This window comes from Actinopolymorpha sp. B17G11 (genome assembly GCF_040196095.1).
Lineage (GTDB): Bacteria > Actinomycetota > Actinomycetes > Propionibacteriales > Actinopolymorphaceae > Thermasporomyces.
Map to the genome: position 1 here is coordinate 1 of NZ_JBEFTW010000021.1, position 14,006 is coordinate 14,006.

Here is a 14,006-nt window from a genome sequence, read left to right on the forward strand (position 1 = left end):
ACACCGCGAGCGGATCACTCATCGAAGCGGACAGGATGAATACCAGGGGATAGAGCACGGCGAGAAGGAACAACGTCAGCACGACGTAGTTCGAAATCGTGAAGATCCGATCGGACCGGGTCTCCCTGATCCGGACTGTCCGGACTGTCGTGACGGCCACGTCGCCCCTCCTCGCCGGCTCTTTCGTTTGTTGTTTCGGTCGTCGGTCCTACTGACGTCAGGCGTACTTCGCCTCGTAGGCCGCCTGGTAGGCATTCAGGTAGTTCGCCAGACCCATCCGGTCGAAGGTGTCGACGTACTTCTGCCACTCGGCGTCGTCGTTGATGTCGAGCTGACCCATCGTGAACTTCGCCTCGTGCTGGACCACGTGGTTCTCGATCGCGGTGACGAGCTCACCCGCTTGCGCCGCCTGCTCCTCGTTCATGTACACGGGCGGGAGCTGAACGCTCCGGTCCTGGCGGAGGTTGTAGTACTTCTGGGACTCCTCGTACAACGGCTTCTCGAACGTCGGCTTCTCCGGGTCCACGACCTCGCCGAGCCGGAAGTCACTCGACCGGTAGTTCACACCGAGCTGGCCCCACCACAGGCCGTCGTCGGGAGGCCAGGTCCCGATCGTGGTCCACAGAGCCTGCTTGCCGTTGATCCCGATCTCCCCGTCCTCGGCCCAACGCCAGCCCTTGCCCTGCTCGCCGTTGTACGCCTGCAGCAGCGCCTCGAGCTCGTACTGCCCGTCGGCCCAACTGACCGCAACCTCGGGGTTCTTGCAGGCATTGGTGACGACGAAGCCACCGTTGATCCCCGCCGCACCGTAGTAGTTCCAGTGGGCCGTCGCGGTCCCGTCCGGTCCCTTGAGTGTCGGAACGGCGACGTAGTTCTTGTACCGGGACTTGGGGTCCTCGACGTCGATGGTCATGAAGCTTCCCCAGTAGAACGCCCGCGCGACACCGAGCACAGGATCGCCCGCCTTGTCCCCGATCCGCGCGAACTGCTCGCCGTCCTGGGTGAAGCTCTCCTTGGCCATGAGGCCCTGCTGGAAGAGTCGGTTCTGGTAGCGGAGCCCTTCGCGCCAACCGTCCTTGTTCACGGCGATGTCGACCTTGCGGTCGTCGAGGTACAGCCACGAAGCTCCGCCCGCTGCGTAGCCGGAGTTGTAGAGGAAGGATCCCATGAAGAAGCTACTGAACGGCGCGTCGGTGTAGCCCATCAACGGAATCTCGTCGGCTTTCCCGTTGCCGTTGGGATCCTCGTTCTTGAACGCCTTCAGGACCGCTTCGAAATCCTCCAGCGTCTCGGGCGGGTCGAGGTTCAGCTTGTCCAACCACGGCTGGTAGATCCACATCCGCTGCCCACCACAGTTGCAGTGGAAACAGTCATTCACGTACGGCATCGTGTAGATGTTGCCGTCGTTGGCGGTGATGAGGTCCTTGACGTCCGGGTAGTCCTTGAAGAGTCGCTGGATCTCGGCGCCGTAGTCCTCGATGAGCTGGTTCAGGGGAATGAACAGCCCTTGGGAGCCATAGAGCAGCTGCTGCGCCGGAGTGAAGTTGATGTTCATGAAGGCGTCGGGAACATCGCCCGATGCGATCATGGCGTTGACCTTCGTCAAGGCGTCCGGCGAGCCGGCCTCGCCAGCCACCACCTGGAACTCGACGTGGACGCCGGTCTTCTCCTCGTACCACTTGCTGAAGGCGTTGTTCTTCCAGTCCCCGACCGACGTGCTCTGTGGCACGACGATCTTCAACGTGACCTTCTCCTTGACGACTGCCGCCTTCTTCGACGCGATCGGGCCGACATAGCCGTCGGGATAGATGACGTCCTGGTTCGGTGTCGTCTTCGGACCGCCCTTGGGCACCAAGGGGTTGTCGTTGCCCCCGTCCTCTGGTCCCCCGCCACCGCTGCAGGCCGCCAGCACCGAACCAGCCGTGGCGGCCGAAAGGCCCAGGCCTATCGCGCGGGTGACGAACGCCCGCCGAGACATCCCGTTCCATAGTGCGCTCTTCGCCGGCTGGTACGTATCCTCTGCCGCCATTCCTGTACTCCTTCGTGCCAGAAGCGTGTGGGTGGGGTCGGGTCAGCTTCTGCTTCCACCGATGAGATCGCGGAGGTCTACCGACCCCTTGGCCTTCACCGACGGAAGCCAGACGGGAAGCGGCGGCATCTCAGTCGTCCTCCGCAACCTGTCGTTCACCGGTAAACACGGGGAGCAGCCGGTCTCTCGATGCTTCGAGGTGCGCGCGCATCGCGGCAGCGGCCGCGTCCCGGTCGCCGCTCGCGATCGCGTCGACGATCAGGCCATGTTCGCGCAGGGCTGCTGACCCCATTCCCCCTTGGTAATAGAGCCGCAGAATGTGCAGATGGCAGTGCGTACGTTGGAATGCACGTCGCATGTGCCAGTTTCCAGCCAGCTTCTGGACCAGGTCGTGGAGCCGGGCGTCGTGCAGAGCCATGCCGCGGTAATCGTGGTACGAGGTGCCGCTCGGGGCCTCCGAGAAGGTCGCCATCTCCGCCGTCAGAAGGCCTGCGCCTTCGTCGGTGATGTGGGCGGCGGCCTGGGCGGCTGCCCACGGTTCGACGACGAACCTGAATTCGAAGAGGTCTTCGAGTTCTTTCTTGCTGAGCACTGGTGCCGTCGAATACCCCCGGAACGGCTCCTTGATCACCAGCCCTTCAGATTCCAGCCTGACCAGTGCCTCGCGCAGTGGTGACTGCGAGACCTGTAGTTGCCGCGCGGCCTTGTCGAGGTTGACCCGAGAGCCCTGCGGAAAGATTCCATCCATGATCAGCTCTTTGAGCGCCTCATAGACGTTGTCGGCGAGGTTCTGTCTCCGCGGAAGCGAGACGCGTTCGTTCCGGCTACTCGCCGAGACACGTTCACGTGCTCTCATCCCGCGCCTCACCATCTCTTGGATCCAGCATCGCGATGAGCAATCCTCGATCGTCGATCCACGATCCTATATTCAGTACGACCCCGCAAGGAGGTGCGGTGTCCGGCTCAGGACACCAGGACGGGCGGTTCGAGAGTGGGTCCTGCGCGGGCGCGGGAAGGCGATCCTCGTCCGCGTTGCCGCGGGGGTAATGCTTCCCCGACTCCGGCTCTACCGGCTGGCGTGAGCGGCGACCATCTTGACCAGGGTGTCGGGTGGTACGACCTTGACGTGTGGAGCAAGGTTGTCCACGACTGTCTTCACGCTGTCCACGGTCTTGCTCCAGGCATGCCACATGACGACCGAGTAGCCGGCGGTACTCGACGGATCGCGTTCGGCGGCGTTGAGCTCGGCGGTGACGCTCGCCTCGTCCGCGCCGTCCAAGCCGTCCCAGAGCATCGTGCGCGCCGAGATCACCGGCTTGTCATGGGCCCAGACCACCGCACCCTTGTGCGAGTCGTAGCGGGAGTACTCGAGGTAGATCAGCCCGTCGATCTGGTCCCGCTGCAGATAGGCCGACCACAGGGCGGTGTCGGAAAAGGAGTCGAAGTCGATGATCTGCGCGACGTGGAGGTCCGCACGCCGCATGGAGGTCGCCAGCCGGGCCGTGTGCAGGTCCAGCTCCGCGCGCGGATACATGCTCGGGTACAGGTATCCCCCACCCGACGGGCCCGCGACGAAGCGGTCGCGATGGGCGCCCGCTGATGCGTGGTCGTAGTACCACCGCATGACCGAGGGGGCGAGGTCGATCAACGACGGCGAGATTCCCCAGCCGAGGTCGACCGCGCCGCGATGGGGGCTCGCGAACCAGTTCGCACTGCTCTGGAAGTCTCCGAGCATCCACTGGATGTTGTCGCCGTCGGTGATCAGGAACGAGGCGTAGTGGGTGTCCGGATCGACCTCCGGCGTGGCCGCTAGCGCTACTTCCGGGGCCCGCTGGCTGAGTCGGCTGTGGCGGATGCCGGAGAGCGGCGCCAGGTTGCGCGCGTGGTCGGCAGGGATGGTCCGTACGCCGGCCTGTGACGACACCGACACGAACTTGTCCTCGCCCTGGGAGGCGTCGCCCCATCCGATCGTGGCGGAGTCCGGCGCGAGATCCCCGACGACCGAACGACGGAAGTCCGAGTTGCCGTCGTAGAACATCAGAGCCCCGGCCATCGTGGCGTAGTCGCGGAGTTGGTTCGCGAAGTCCGGTTTCTGCTCCACCACGAGGTCGTGCCGCAACCGCGACCAGTACGTCTCCTTCACCCAGCGGTCGTCCTTGCCGCGTACGTCCGCGACTCTGCGCAGGCCGTGCTGCTTGGCGACCGGCTCCAGGGCCTCCTCCACGGCGACCGCGCCCGTCAGCCCCGCGACGGTGGTGGCGACGTTGATGGACGGCTCGGCCCGGCGGTAGAGGACGTACCGGTCGATGGGGCCGCCGTTCGTTTCCTGGCTGGTAAAGCGGTCGACCAGTGTCCAGAGGTCGTTGACCGGGATCAGCTCGATGTCGTAGCGCTCGGCAAGGTCGGCCAGCCACACCGGGTAGCCGACACCGGGCACGTCGAGATAGATGCCCGGGACGTCGTTGTCGGTCCCGCCCCGGCACCGGCGCGCCAGCTGGCCCTGAAGAGTTCCGGCCAGGACGCGTTCCTCGGGCCTTAGCGCTCCTTCGCCGATCACGTACAGCCTGGTCGGGCGGACCCCCTTCGGATACAGCGCGTCGGCGGCCTGCTGCGCGCCGGGAGCCAAGAGCGCCGTCCCGGTGGGGGCTGCGGCGGCTGCCGGGCCGGCCTGGGAGACTCCCGTGGCTCCCCACACGGCGGCACCGGCCGCTCCCCATGCCGCCCTGCCGAGTGCCTGTCGTCGGGACATGCCGGGTCGATCGTTCATGGCGGACACAGCCTTCCGTCGCGAGCCGGGGCCCATCGCTGCGTGGTTCAGGATCGCTCGCACCGTACTGAGCCGCCTCCCGGCCGGCCAGGATTCGTCCCTACTCGGACGTGCCGAGCCGGTGCCGGCGAGGCGACCACGCGACCCTTCCGCCTTCCGCAGCGCGACACGCGACACACCGCATCTTGGGTTCCACGGTGTTGTCCGCCCCTACATGTAGCCTCTAGCTCGCTGGTGGTTCCTGCGGCCGTCCAGGCCGTCGGAGCCGCGGCGACACCCCGTCACCGGGGCGTCGCCGTCAAGAGGGAACCCGGTGCGAGTCCGGGACTGCCCCGCAGCGGTGAGCGGGAACGAACGCCATCACCGGTGGTGATTTCCGGTCGTGCTTTCTGCCCCTTGTGGCGAAGGTGCGGCCTCGTGTGGTCGCGAACGCACGGATCCAGCCGGTCAAGCACTGGACATGGACGCATGTCTGGGAAGCGATGGCCAGTAGGAAGCACCTGCCCGCGAGTCCGAAGACCTGCCACCAGTGCGCGTACCTCCCTAGTGCGCGCCGCCCGCCGGCCTCGAGGGAAGAGCCCGGGATGTTCCGCCGTCACGCCGTGCCGCCTTCGTGTGCGCTCGGCAGGCCGGTGTCGCGCATCTTCTTCCCAGGCTCGACGGGCACCGTCGATCGAGCTCGCAAGGAGACAGCGTCCATGTCAGCAACCCATCCGCACACCCAGGTCGTCCGCAGGGACGGCGCGACGTCGCCGTTCGACGCGTCGAAGATCGCGGTCGCACTAACGAAGGCGTTCCTCGCCGTCGAAGGTCCGCAGGCGAGTGACTCGACGAGGGTCCACGAGACCGTCGAGGAGCTGACCCACCAGGTGGTGACCTCGCTCACCCGGCATCCCGACCTCGGCCGGATCTGCCACATCGAGGACATCCAGGACCAGGTGGAGCTCGCCCTCATGCGGGCGGGTGAGCACCGGGTGGCGCGGGCGTACGTGCTCTACCGCGAGGAGCACGCCCGCGCCCGGATCGAACGTGAGCACGCCACTGTCAGCGACGAAGCCGAGAGCCAGGCCGTGCCCGACGTACGGGTGAAGGGACCTGACGGCGAACTGCAGCCGTTGGACCTGGGGCGCCTCACCCACCTCGTCGAGGAGTCCTGCGCGGGTCTCGAGGCGGTGTCGGCGAGCTCGGTCCTGACCGAGGTCCACCGCAACCTCTACGACGGGATCACGCTCGCCGAGTTGGAGCTTGCGCTCGTCATGGCGGCGCGGACGTTCGTCGAGACCGATCCCGCGTACTCCCACGTGAGCGCCCGGCTGCTGCTCGACAAGCTCCGGCGCGAGGCGTTGACGTTCGTCTCCGGCACTCCCGACGAGGCGAACCACGAGGAGATGGCCGCGCGGTACCCCCGCTACTTCCGCGACTACGTGCGCCGCGCGGTCCGGTCGGAGCTGCTGGACCCGGAGCTGGAGCGTTTCGACCTCGACCGGCTCGGAGGGGCGATACGGCCCGAACGCGACCTGGCGTTCCAGTTCCTGGGGCTGCAGACGCTCTACGACAGGTACCTCATCCGTGGCTATCCAGAAGCAGGGGCGACGGCTGAGGCCGACGGGCAGAGCCAGGGCAGCCGGTTCGAGCTCCCGCAGGCGTTCTTCATGCGGGTGGCCATGGGGCTCTCGCTTCGCGAGGACGACCCGGAGGCCCGCGCGATCGAATTCTACGAACTGCTGTCGTCGTTCGACTTCATGTGCTCGACGCCGACCCTGTTCAACGCGGGAACGACCCGCCCGCAGCTCTCCTCGTGTTTCCTCACGACGGTGGCAGACGACCTCGACGGCATCTTCTCCGGAATCAGGAACAATGCCCTGTTGTCGAAGTACGCCGGCGGGCTCGGCAACGACTGGACCCCGGTCCGCGGAATGGGCGCCCACATCAAGGGCACCAACGGCCATTCGCAGGGCGTCGTGCCGTTCCTCAAGATCGCCAATGACACCGCGGTCGCCGTCAACCAGGGTGGGAAGCGCAAGGGTGCGGCCTGCGCCTATCTGGAGACCTGGCACATCGACATCGAGGAGTTCCTCGACCTGCGGAAGAACACCGGTGACGACCGGCGGCGTACGCATGACATGAACACCGCCAACTGGATTCCCGACCTTTTCCTGCAACGGGTCGAGGCCGACGCGGAATGGACGCTCTTCTCCCCCGACGAAGTACCCGATCTGCACGGCCTCTACGGACCAGCCTTCGCCGACGCCTACGAGGCGTACGAAAGGAGCGCTGAACGCGGCGGGATCAAGGTCCACCGCCGGGTACGCGCGGTCGACCTGTGGCGTCGGATGCTCACGATGCTGTTCGAGACGGGTCATCCGTGGATCACGTTCAAGGATCCGTGTAACGTCCGCTCTCCCCAGCGCCATGTCGGGGTCGTGCACTCGTCGAACCTCTGCACGGAGATCACCCTCAACACCTCGGCCGGCGCGGGCGACCAGGCGGAGGTGGCGGTCTGCAATCTGGGGTCGGTGAACCTCGCGCACCACGTGGGTGAGGGCGGTGTCGACGAGGAGCACCTGGCACGCACGGTACGCACGGCGGTGCGGGCACTCGACAACGTGATCGACGTCAACTTCTACACGATCCCCGAGGCACGCCGGTCGAACCTGCGGCACCGGCCGGTCGGCCTCGGCCTGATGGGTTTCCAGGACGCGTTGTTCCGGCAACGTATTCCGATGTCGTCGGAGCGTGCGGTGGAGTTCGCCGACACCACGATGGAGCTCATCAGCTACCACGCGATCGCCGCGTCGGCGGATCTTGCCGCCGAGCGCGGAAGCTACGAGACGTACGACGGATCTCTGTGGAGCAGGGGAATCCTGCCGATCGACTCCCTCGAACTGCTCGCCGACGCCCGCGACGGGAAGCTCGACGTCGACCGGTCCACCCGGCTCGACTGGGACGCGCTGCGCGAGCGCGTGGTCGAGGCGGGGATGCGCAACTCCAACGTCATGGCCATCGCACCCACGGCGACCATCTCCAACATCTGCGGTGTCGGCCAGTCGATCGAACCGCTCTACCGGAACCTCTTCGTGAAATCCAACATGTCCGGCGACTTCACCGCGATCAATCCGTACCTCGTCCACGACCTGAAGGAGCTCGGCCTCTGGGACGCGGTGATGGTGACCGACCTCAAGTACTTCGACGGGAGTGTCGGGCCGATCGACCGGATACCGGCCGAGTTGAAGGCGTTGTACGCCACGGCCTTCGAGATCGATCCGACGTGGCTGGTGGAGGCGGCGGCACGCCGGCAGAAGTGGCTCGATCAGGCGCAGTCGCTCAACCTCTACGTCGCCGCTCCGAGTGGGCGCAAGCTCGACGCGCTCTACCGGCTGGCGTGGCGTCGGGGACTGAAGACGACGTACTACCTGCGGTCGCAGAGCGCCACTCATGTCGAGAAGAGCACCCTGCGCGGGACCGACGGAAAGCTCAATGCCGTCTCTCCCACCGTCTCTCCCACCGTCGCCCCGGTCACCCAGGTCTACGAGGTCGACGAGGGCGCCGTGTGCGCACTCGACGATCTGGACTGCGAAGCCTGCCAGTGACCACACGACCCGACAAAGGAAGCCGACACATGACAGAGACCGACGTGACAAGCGCTCCGGCCGACGCGACCGGCCTGGGAGAGATCCACCGCGGTGCCGGCCGGGTCAGCGTCGATGACAAGGCGATGATCAACGCCCGCGCCGATGTCAACCAGCTCCTGCCGTTGAAGTACCGCTGGGCGTGGGAGAAGTACCTCGCCGGCTGCAACAACCACTGGATGCCGACGGAGGTGTCCATGCAGGCCGACATAGCTCTGTGGAAGTCGCCCACCGGGCTCACCGACGACGAGCGCCGGATGCTCAAACGCAACCTCGGCTTCTTCGCCACGTCGGAGTCGCTGGTGGCCAACAACATCGTGCTCGCCGTCTACCGCCACCTGACGAATCCGGAATGCCGGCAGTACCTTCTGCGGCAGGCGTTCGAGGAGGCCGTGCACACGCACACCTTCCAGTACATCTGCGAGAGCCTCGGCCTCGACGAGGGCGAGCTCTTCAACATGTACCGTGAAGTCCCGTCGATCACCGACAAGGCGGCGTGGGCGCTGGACTACACCCGGCATCTGGAAGATCCGACGTTCACGACCGGTACGCAGGAGAAGGACCAGGCGTTCCTGCGTGACCTGGTGGCGTTCTACGTCGTGTTCGAGGGGATGTGGTTCTACACCGGCTTCGCCCAGATCCTCTCGCTCGGTCGGCGTAACAAGATGGTGGGAATCGCCGAGCAGTACCAATACATCCTGCGGGACGAATCGATCCATCTCAATTTCGGCATCGACGCCATCAACCAGATCAAGAGTGAGAATCCACGGCTGTGGACCGAGGAGTTCCAGGCCGAGATCCGTCGAATGCTGGTCGAGGCGTGCGAGCTCGAAGTGGCCTACGGTCGCGACACCATGGGCCAGGGCATGCTCGGGCTCAACGCAGGGTTGTGTGAGCAGTACATGCACTTCATCACCAACCGGCGATGCGTCCAGATCGGGTTGGCACCGGTCTTCGCCGACTCCGACAGCGCCGAGAATCCCTTTCCCTGGATGTCGGAAATGATGGATCTGTCGAAGGAGAAGAACTTCTTCGAGACCCGGGTGATCGAATACCAGAGTGGTGGAGCACTGAGCTGGGACTGAGTGGGCTCACGTGAAGGCCCTCAGTCGTCCATCACCAGGACGGCGACACCGTTGACCCGATCGGCGGCGAGGTCATCGAGCGCCATGTCGGCCCGGTCGAATGCGTACGGGGTCACGGAGATTCGCAACCTGTGGGCGGCGGCCGCGGCCAGGAACTCGCGGCCGTCCGCCCGGGTGTTGGCCGTGACACTGCGCATTGTGCGTTCGCGGAAGACGTCGCGTTCGTAGTCGAGCGGGGGGATCGGCGTCAGGTAGATGCCAGCGATGCTCAACGTCCCGCCCCGGTCGAGCGCCTGGAGGGCCACCGGCACCAGGTCGCCGACCGGGGCGAACAGGATCGCGGCATCGAGCGGTTCCGGTGGTGCATCGTCGGCGCCGGCCGCGGAGGTGGCACCAAGAGACAGCGCCAACTCCTGGGCCTCCCGCGACCGGGTGAGCACATGAACTGTCGCGCCCTGGGCGATGGCGACCTGGGCGGTGAGATGTGCCGAGCCGCCGAAACCGTAGATGCCGAGCCGCCCACCCGGTGGCAGGTCCGCCCGCCGATAGGCGCGATAGCCGATGATGCCGGCGCACAGCAGTGGCGCGAGCTCGGCCTCGGTGTAGGCGCCGAAGTCCCGTTCCGGCAGGTCGTACGCATACGCCGCCGGCACGGTGAGGTACTCGGCATAGCCGCCGTCCGCGTCCCACCCGGTGTAGATCGAACGCGGGCAGAGGTTCTCCCGGCCTCGCCGGCAGTAGGTGCAGGTCCCGTCGGTGCGCCGCAGCCATGGCACGCCGACCCGCATCCCGACGCCGTACGTGTCAGGCACGTCGGCGCCCGTGCCAACGACCCTGCCCACGACCTCGTGACCCGGTACGACAGGCGACCGGTGCGGCGGGAGGTCACCGTCGCGGACGTGCAGGTCCGTCCGACACACACCGCACACGCGCACCTGGACCAGCAGCTCGTCGGCCGCCGGTCGCGGAACCGGGAGCTCCACCTGGTCGAGCCGGCCGGGTTCGGCTACCACCCAGGCACGCATCATGTCCGGAACAGAGGTCATGTCGGCATCCTCTCCCTTAGATGACCAATTCCAAGGGCAATCGCCTGACTCGCGGGTTCCCGCATCCCGGCTGGCGGCGTTCTCGTCGATCGGCGCACAGACCCAGTGCGGCGGCTTCGAGCACCTGGTGGCGGCGTGGTGGAATCGGGCCATGTCGCTCTTCGGCGCACTCGCTCCCCTCGGTGAGTACTTCACCGTCGACCGGGTGCCGGACGAGCCGTCGGATCCGCCGCTCGCAGAGCTGTACGCCGGGCATCCGACCCTGCTGCGCTACGTCCACCAGGTCGCGGCGTCCCTTCATACCGACGAACCGCGCGTCGGCGCGTCGATCCTCGTCCAGGGGCTGGCCGCCCGGCTGTGGTCGGTGGTGGCGGCGTGCGCCCTGCTGTACGACCGCATGCCGGACCTCGCACCCGCCACCACCTGGTGGGCACCACGGCGCAACGGCGGCCGACTGCGGCTCTCCCCGCGGCCGGACCTGCTTGACGCGCCGGACCTGCCGGACGCGCCGGAGCCGCCGAGCGCCCTGGACCTGCCTGACGCGCAGATCCTCGAGCGCTCAGCCCTTCCCCACCATGGCCAAGCCGTGTACCACCGCGTCGTCGAGACACACCTGGTCGGGCTGGTCGCAGCGGTCCAGACCCACGTCAAGATTCCCGACGCCCTGCTGTGGGGCAATGCTGCGTCCGCCCTCGTCGGATCGATCAGTGTCCTGGTCCGGGCCCGACCCGACCTGGAGACCGCCGGCGTACGACTCGTCGAGGACATGTTCACCCGACCGGCGCTGGCGGGAACGGGCGAGCCGCCCACGCTGAACGGCTTCGTGCGTACCTCCTGCTGCCTTTACTACCGCGTGCCCGGCGGAGGTCTGTGTGGCGACTGCCCGCTCAGCCGGCAGCCGGCCGGCTGACGCGTCACGACGCGATGAGATCGGCCCTTCGCACGGCCGAACGCAGGCAGTCGGGTGGGTCATCCCGGTGGTACGGCCACTCCGACGGTTCGATCTGGTCCAGGAAGCCGGTGTAGACCACGGCGTACAGAAGATCGACCACGGGAAGCATGAGCTGCAGCGCTCTCGCCGGGTCGCAGCCTGGCGTGTGACTCCGCCACCGCGCCGCCCACTCGTTCACGAGCGTGTCTCTGTCGGCGTCCGGCAGTCCACCGATCGCACGGGCGATGTCCATGGTCGGATCGCCGATCGTCGAGTCGCCCCAGTCGATGATGACCCGGCGCTTGTCGTCTGAGCGGACGTTGCCGCCCTGGAAGTCGCCGTGGACGAGCGTGTCGGGCAGGCCGCAGGCGGCCACCTCGGCGAACCGCTCCGGAAGACCGTCCACGAGCGTGTCCAGGGACGTACGGAGCGCAGGCTCCAGTGTCGGGCCGTACCTTGCCGCCACCGTCTGGATCGCGGGCAGAGCAAGGTGGTTCCGCCGGTCGGGTACACCGAGGTCGAGCAACTCCTCGATCCGGTCCGCGGCGTACGCCTGAATGCGGTGCAGGTCGGTGAGCATCTCGCGAAGCTCCGCCGCCGACGCCCCGAACCGGTCCTCGCCCGGGACATGCGCGAGCAGTGCACGTCCACCCTCGCCGACGATGAGTTCGGTCGCCACACCGGGCACCGCCGCTCCCAGCCAGCGCAGCAGAGCCGGCTCGTGGGCGAAGAACGTCGGCACCTGCTTGAGCCACAGTGGCGACTCGGCGGTCTCCACCCGCCAGATGGCGGAGAGGTTCCAGCTCTTGCGTTGAACAAACGCGGTTGGCGTCACTCCCCTCGCCTCGAGCGCCGCTGTTGCCCAGGCAGTCGTGGCGGCTGGCCCGCCTGGCGAGGCCCAGGGTGCGCGGTACGGATGAGGTTCAACATCAGCCTTGGCCCGCTCGTCCGCCGGGGCGAGCACCGGAAGCCGCGACGCGGGGTCGACCTCGGCGACATAGGTGACCTCTCCCCCGGGCGGGCCCGACCGGTCCGGCGGGCCGATGGTCCGGAGGACGACCACGTCGATGTTCCAGAGCGCCCGGGCGGTATCGACGACCTCACCGACCTCCGGCCACCACGGTGTCTCCACGGTGAACGGCGGCAGCGAGCCCAGCGGCTCACCGCCCTTGTCGAGGAGGACCAGCGTCACCTTGCGCGTCATGGTCGCACCGTACGAACCTTCGCGACGGTCGGACAACGGGGTTTCGACACGGGCGCTCAGTCGCGTCAGTCCTGGGAGGTGAGGAGGTAGCAGGCCACCGCCGCTGCCGCCGCGACATTGAGGGAGTCGACCGCCGGACTGATCGGAATCCGGGCGCGCACGTCGGCCTGCCCTTCCCAGCGGGCCGACAGCCCGTCACCCTCGGTGCCGAGCACGAGGGCGGGACGACGGGACCGCCGGACGACACGCGGGAGCGGCTCGGCGTCGGCCGCCGGGGTGAGGGCGATGACGTCGAAGCCGAGCTGGCGCAGCGCGCCGAGACCGTCGTACCAGGTGCTCATCCGGGCGTAGGGCACAGAGAACACCGCACCCATCGACACCTTGACCGAACGGCGGTAGAGCGGATCGGCGCATCGAGGCGCCAGAACGACCGCCTCGATACCGAAGGCGGCCGCGCCGCGGAAAATCGCGCCCACGTTGGTGTGGTCGACGATGTCCTCCAGGACGAGGATCCGGCTCGCCCCGGAGACGACCTCGCCCACCGGCGGCAGCGGCACCCGGGCCATCGACGCCAGGGCACCCCGGTGGACCTGGAACCCGGTCACCCGGGCCAGGTCGGCAGGTGGCGCGACGTAGCACGGCACTCCCGGCGGGATGGCGTCTCGCAGGCCGTCCACCCACCGCTCGCTCATCAGGAACGACCGCACCGGATAGCCCGCTTCGATCGCTCGCCGGATCACCTTCTCGCCCTCGGCGATGAAGATGCCCTCCGCCGCTTCCAGGCTCTTGCGCAGGCTGACGTCGCGCAGGTTGGCGTAGTCGCGCAACCGCGGGTCGTCGAGGGTGTCGATTCCTACGACCGGGGAGGTGTGTGCGGGACTAACGGTGTTCATCCGTTCGTACTCTCGTCCTTCTCCGCCGAGGGACCCTGGGGTGATGGGTCCATTGACGTGGCCTTCGCCGTCGTGGGTTGGCGGCGTTCGCGTCGTCCGCGTGCGAGTTCGGTGCCGAGCGCGTCGAGGCGCTGGGTCCAGAACCGCCGGTACCGCTCGAGCCACATGTCGATCTCCTGCAGGGGCGCCGGATCGACGGAGTACAAGCGCCGGGCGCCCTCCGCCCGCACCTGGGTGAACCCGTTGTCGCGGAGCACTCTCAGGTGCTGCGACACCGCCGGCTGGGAGATGCCGAACTCCTCCTGGACGATGCCGCCGACCTCCCCGGCAGCCCGCTCGCCGTCTGCGAGCAGGTCCAGGATCCGCCGGCGGACCGGGTCGCCGAGGACGTCGAACGCATGCATCCGACCCACTATGTCAGT

Annotated in this window: 10 protein-coding genes and 1 riboswitch; of the genes, 3 read left to right on the forward strand and 7 right to left on the reverse strand. The window is 67.2% G+C overall.

Annotated elements, in window-relative coordinates:
• Positions 1-217: 217 nt before the first annotated feature.
• The 3 genes from ABN028_RS20675 to ABN028_RS20685 all read right to left on the reverse strand — a co-directional run bounded on the left by ABN028_RS20675 (position 218) and on the right by ABN028_RS20685 (position 4,796).
• Positions 218-2,029 carry an extracellular solute-binding protein gene (locus ABN028_RS20675; RefSeq protein WP_349697787.1) on the reverse strand — a complete coding sequence of 604 codons (1,812 nt, stop codon included), beginning with the start codon at positions 2,027-2,029 and terminating at the stop codon, positions 218-220.
• 130 nt (positions 2,030-2,159) lie between these two features.
• A complete protein-coding gene (locus tag ABN028_RS20680) occupies positions 2,160-2,885 on the reverse strand; it encodes a GntR family transcriptional regulator (RefSeq protein WP_349331612.1) in 726 nt (241 codons plus the stop codon).
• Positions 2,886-3,095: 210 nt separating this feature from the next.
• Positions 3,096-4,796 (reverse strand): GxGYxYP domain-containing protein, encoded by a 1,701-nt coding sequence (locus ABN028_RS20685; protein WP_349697788.1) that lies wholly within the window; start codon positions 4,794-4,796, stop codon positions 3,096-3,098.
• Between the two features lie 222 nt (positions 4,797-5,018).
• A riboswitch (cobalamin riboswitch) is annotated at positions 5,019-5,338 on the forward strand.
• A 90-nt stretch (positions 5,339-5,428) separates the two neighbouring features.
• Here ABN028_RS20685 and ABN028_RS20690 point away from each other — a divergent pair.
• Together ABN028_RS20690 and ABN028_RS20695 are read left to right on the forward strand one after the other, a co-directional pair.
• Entirely contained in the window at positions 5,429-8,386 is a 2,958-nt protein-coding gene (locus ABN028_RS20690; RefSeq protein WP_502879197.1) for a ribonucleoside-diphosphate reductase subunit alpha, read from the forward strand.
• Positions 8,387-8,415: 29 nt separating this feature from the next.
• The gene (locus ABN028_RS20695) at positions 8,416-9,510 is read left to right on the forward strand and encodes a ribonucleotide-diphosphate reductase subunit beta (RefSeq protein WP_349697790.1); all 1,095 of its coding nucleotides are present in this window, start codon (positions 8,416-8,418) and stop codon (positions 9,508-9,510) included.
• Positions 9,511-9,530: 20 nt separating this feature from the next.
• Here ABN028_RS20695 and ABN028_RS20700 read toward each other — a convergent pair whose 3' ends face one another.
• Positions 9,531-10,556 (reverse strand): zinc-dependent alcohol dehydrogenase family protein, encoded by a 1,026-nt coding sequence (locus tag ABN028_RS20700; RefSeq protein WP_349697791.1) that lies wholly within the window; start codon positions 10,554-10,556, stop codon positions 9,531-9,533.
• 151 nt (positions 10,557-10,707) lie between these two features.
• Here ABN028_RS20700 and ABN028_RS20705 point away from each other — a divergent pair, with 151 nt between their 5' ends.
• Positions 10,708-11,466, forward strand: a complete 759-nt coding sequence (locus ABN028_RS20705) for a (2Fe-2S)-binding protein (protein WP_349697792.1) — start codon at positions 10,708-10,710, stop codon at positions 11,464-11,466.
• 4 nt (positions 11,467-11,470) lie between these two features.
• On the opposite strand, the gene ABN028_RS20710 is transcribed toward ABN028_RS20705, so the two are convergent.
• The 3 genes from ABN028_RS20710 to ABN028_RS20720 all read right to left on the reverse strand — a co-directional run bounded on the left by ABN028_RS20710 (position 11,471) and on the right by ABN028_RS20720 (position 13,988).
• Complete coding sequence (locus ABN028_RS20710) at positions 11,471-12,691, reverse strand: aminoglycoside phosphotransferase family protein (protein ID WP_349697793.1); 1,221 nt, start codon at positions 12,689-12,691, stop codon at positions 11,471-11,473.
• Positions 12,692-12,756: 65 nt separating this feature from the next.
• Positions 12,757-13,584 carry a TrmH family RNA methyltransferase gene (locus ABN028_RS20715; RefSeq protein ID WP_349697794.1) on the reverse strand — a complete coding sequence of 276 codons (828 nt, stop codon included), beginning with the start codon at positions 13,582-13,584 and terminating at the stop codon, positions 12,757-12,759.
• Complete coding sequence (locus ABN028_RS20720) at positions 13,581-13,988, reverse strand: ArsR/SmtB family transcription factor (protein ID WP_349331604.1); 408 nt, start codon at positions 13,986-13,988, stop codon at positions 13,581-13,583. The genes ABN028_RS20715 and ABN028_RS20720 overlap by 4 nt, the downstream gene beginning before the upstream one ends.
• Between the last annotated feature and the right edge of the window lie 18 nt (positions 13,989-14,006).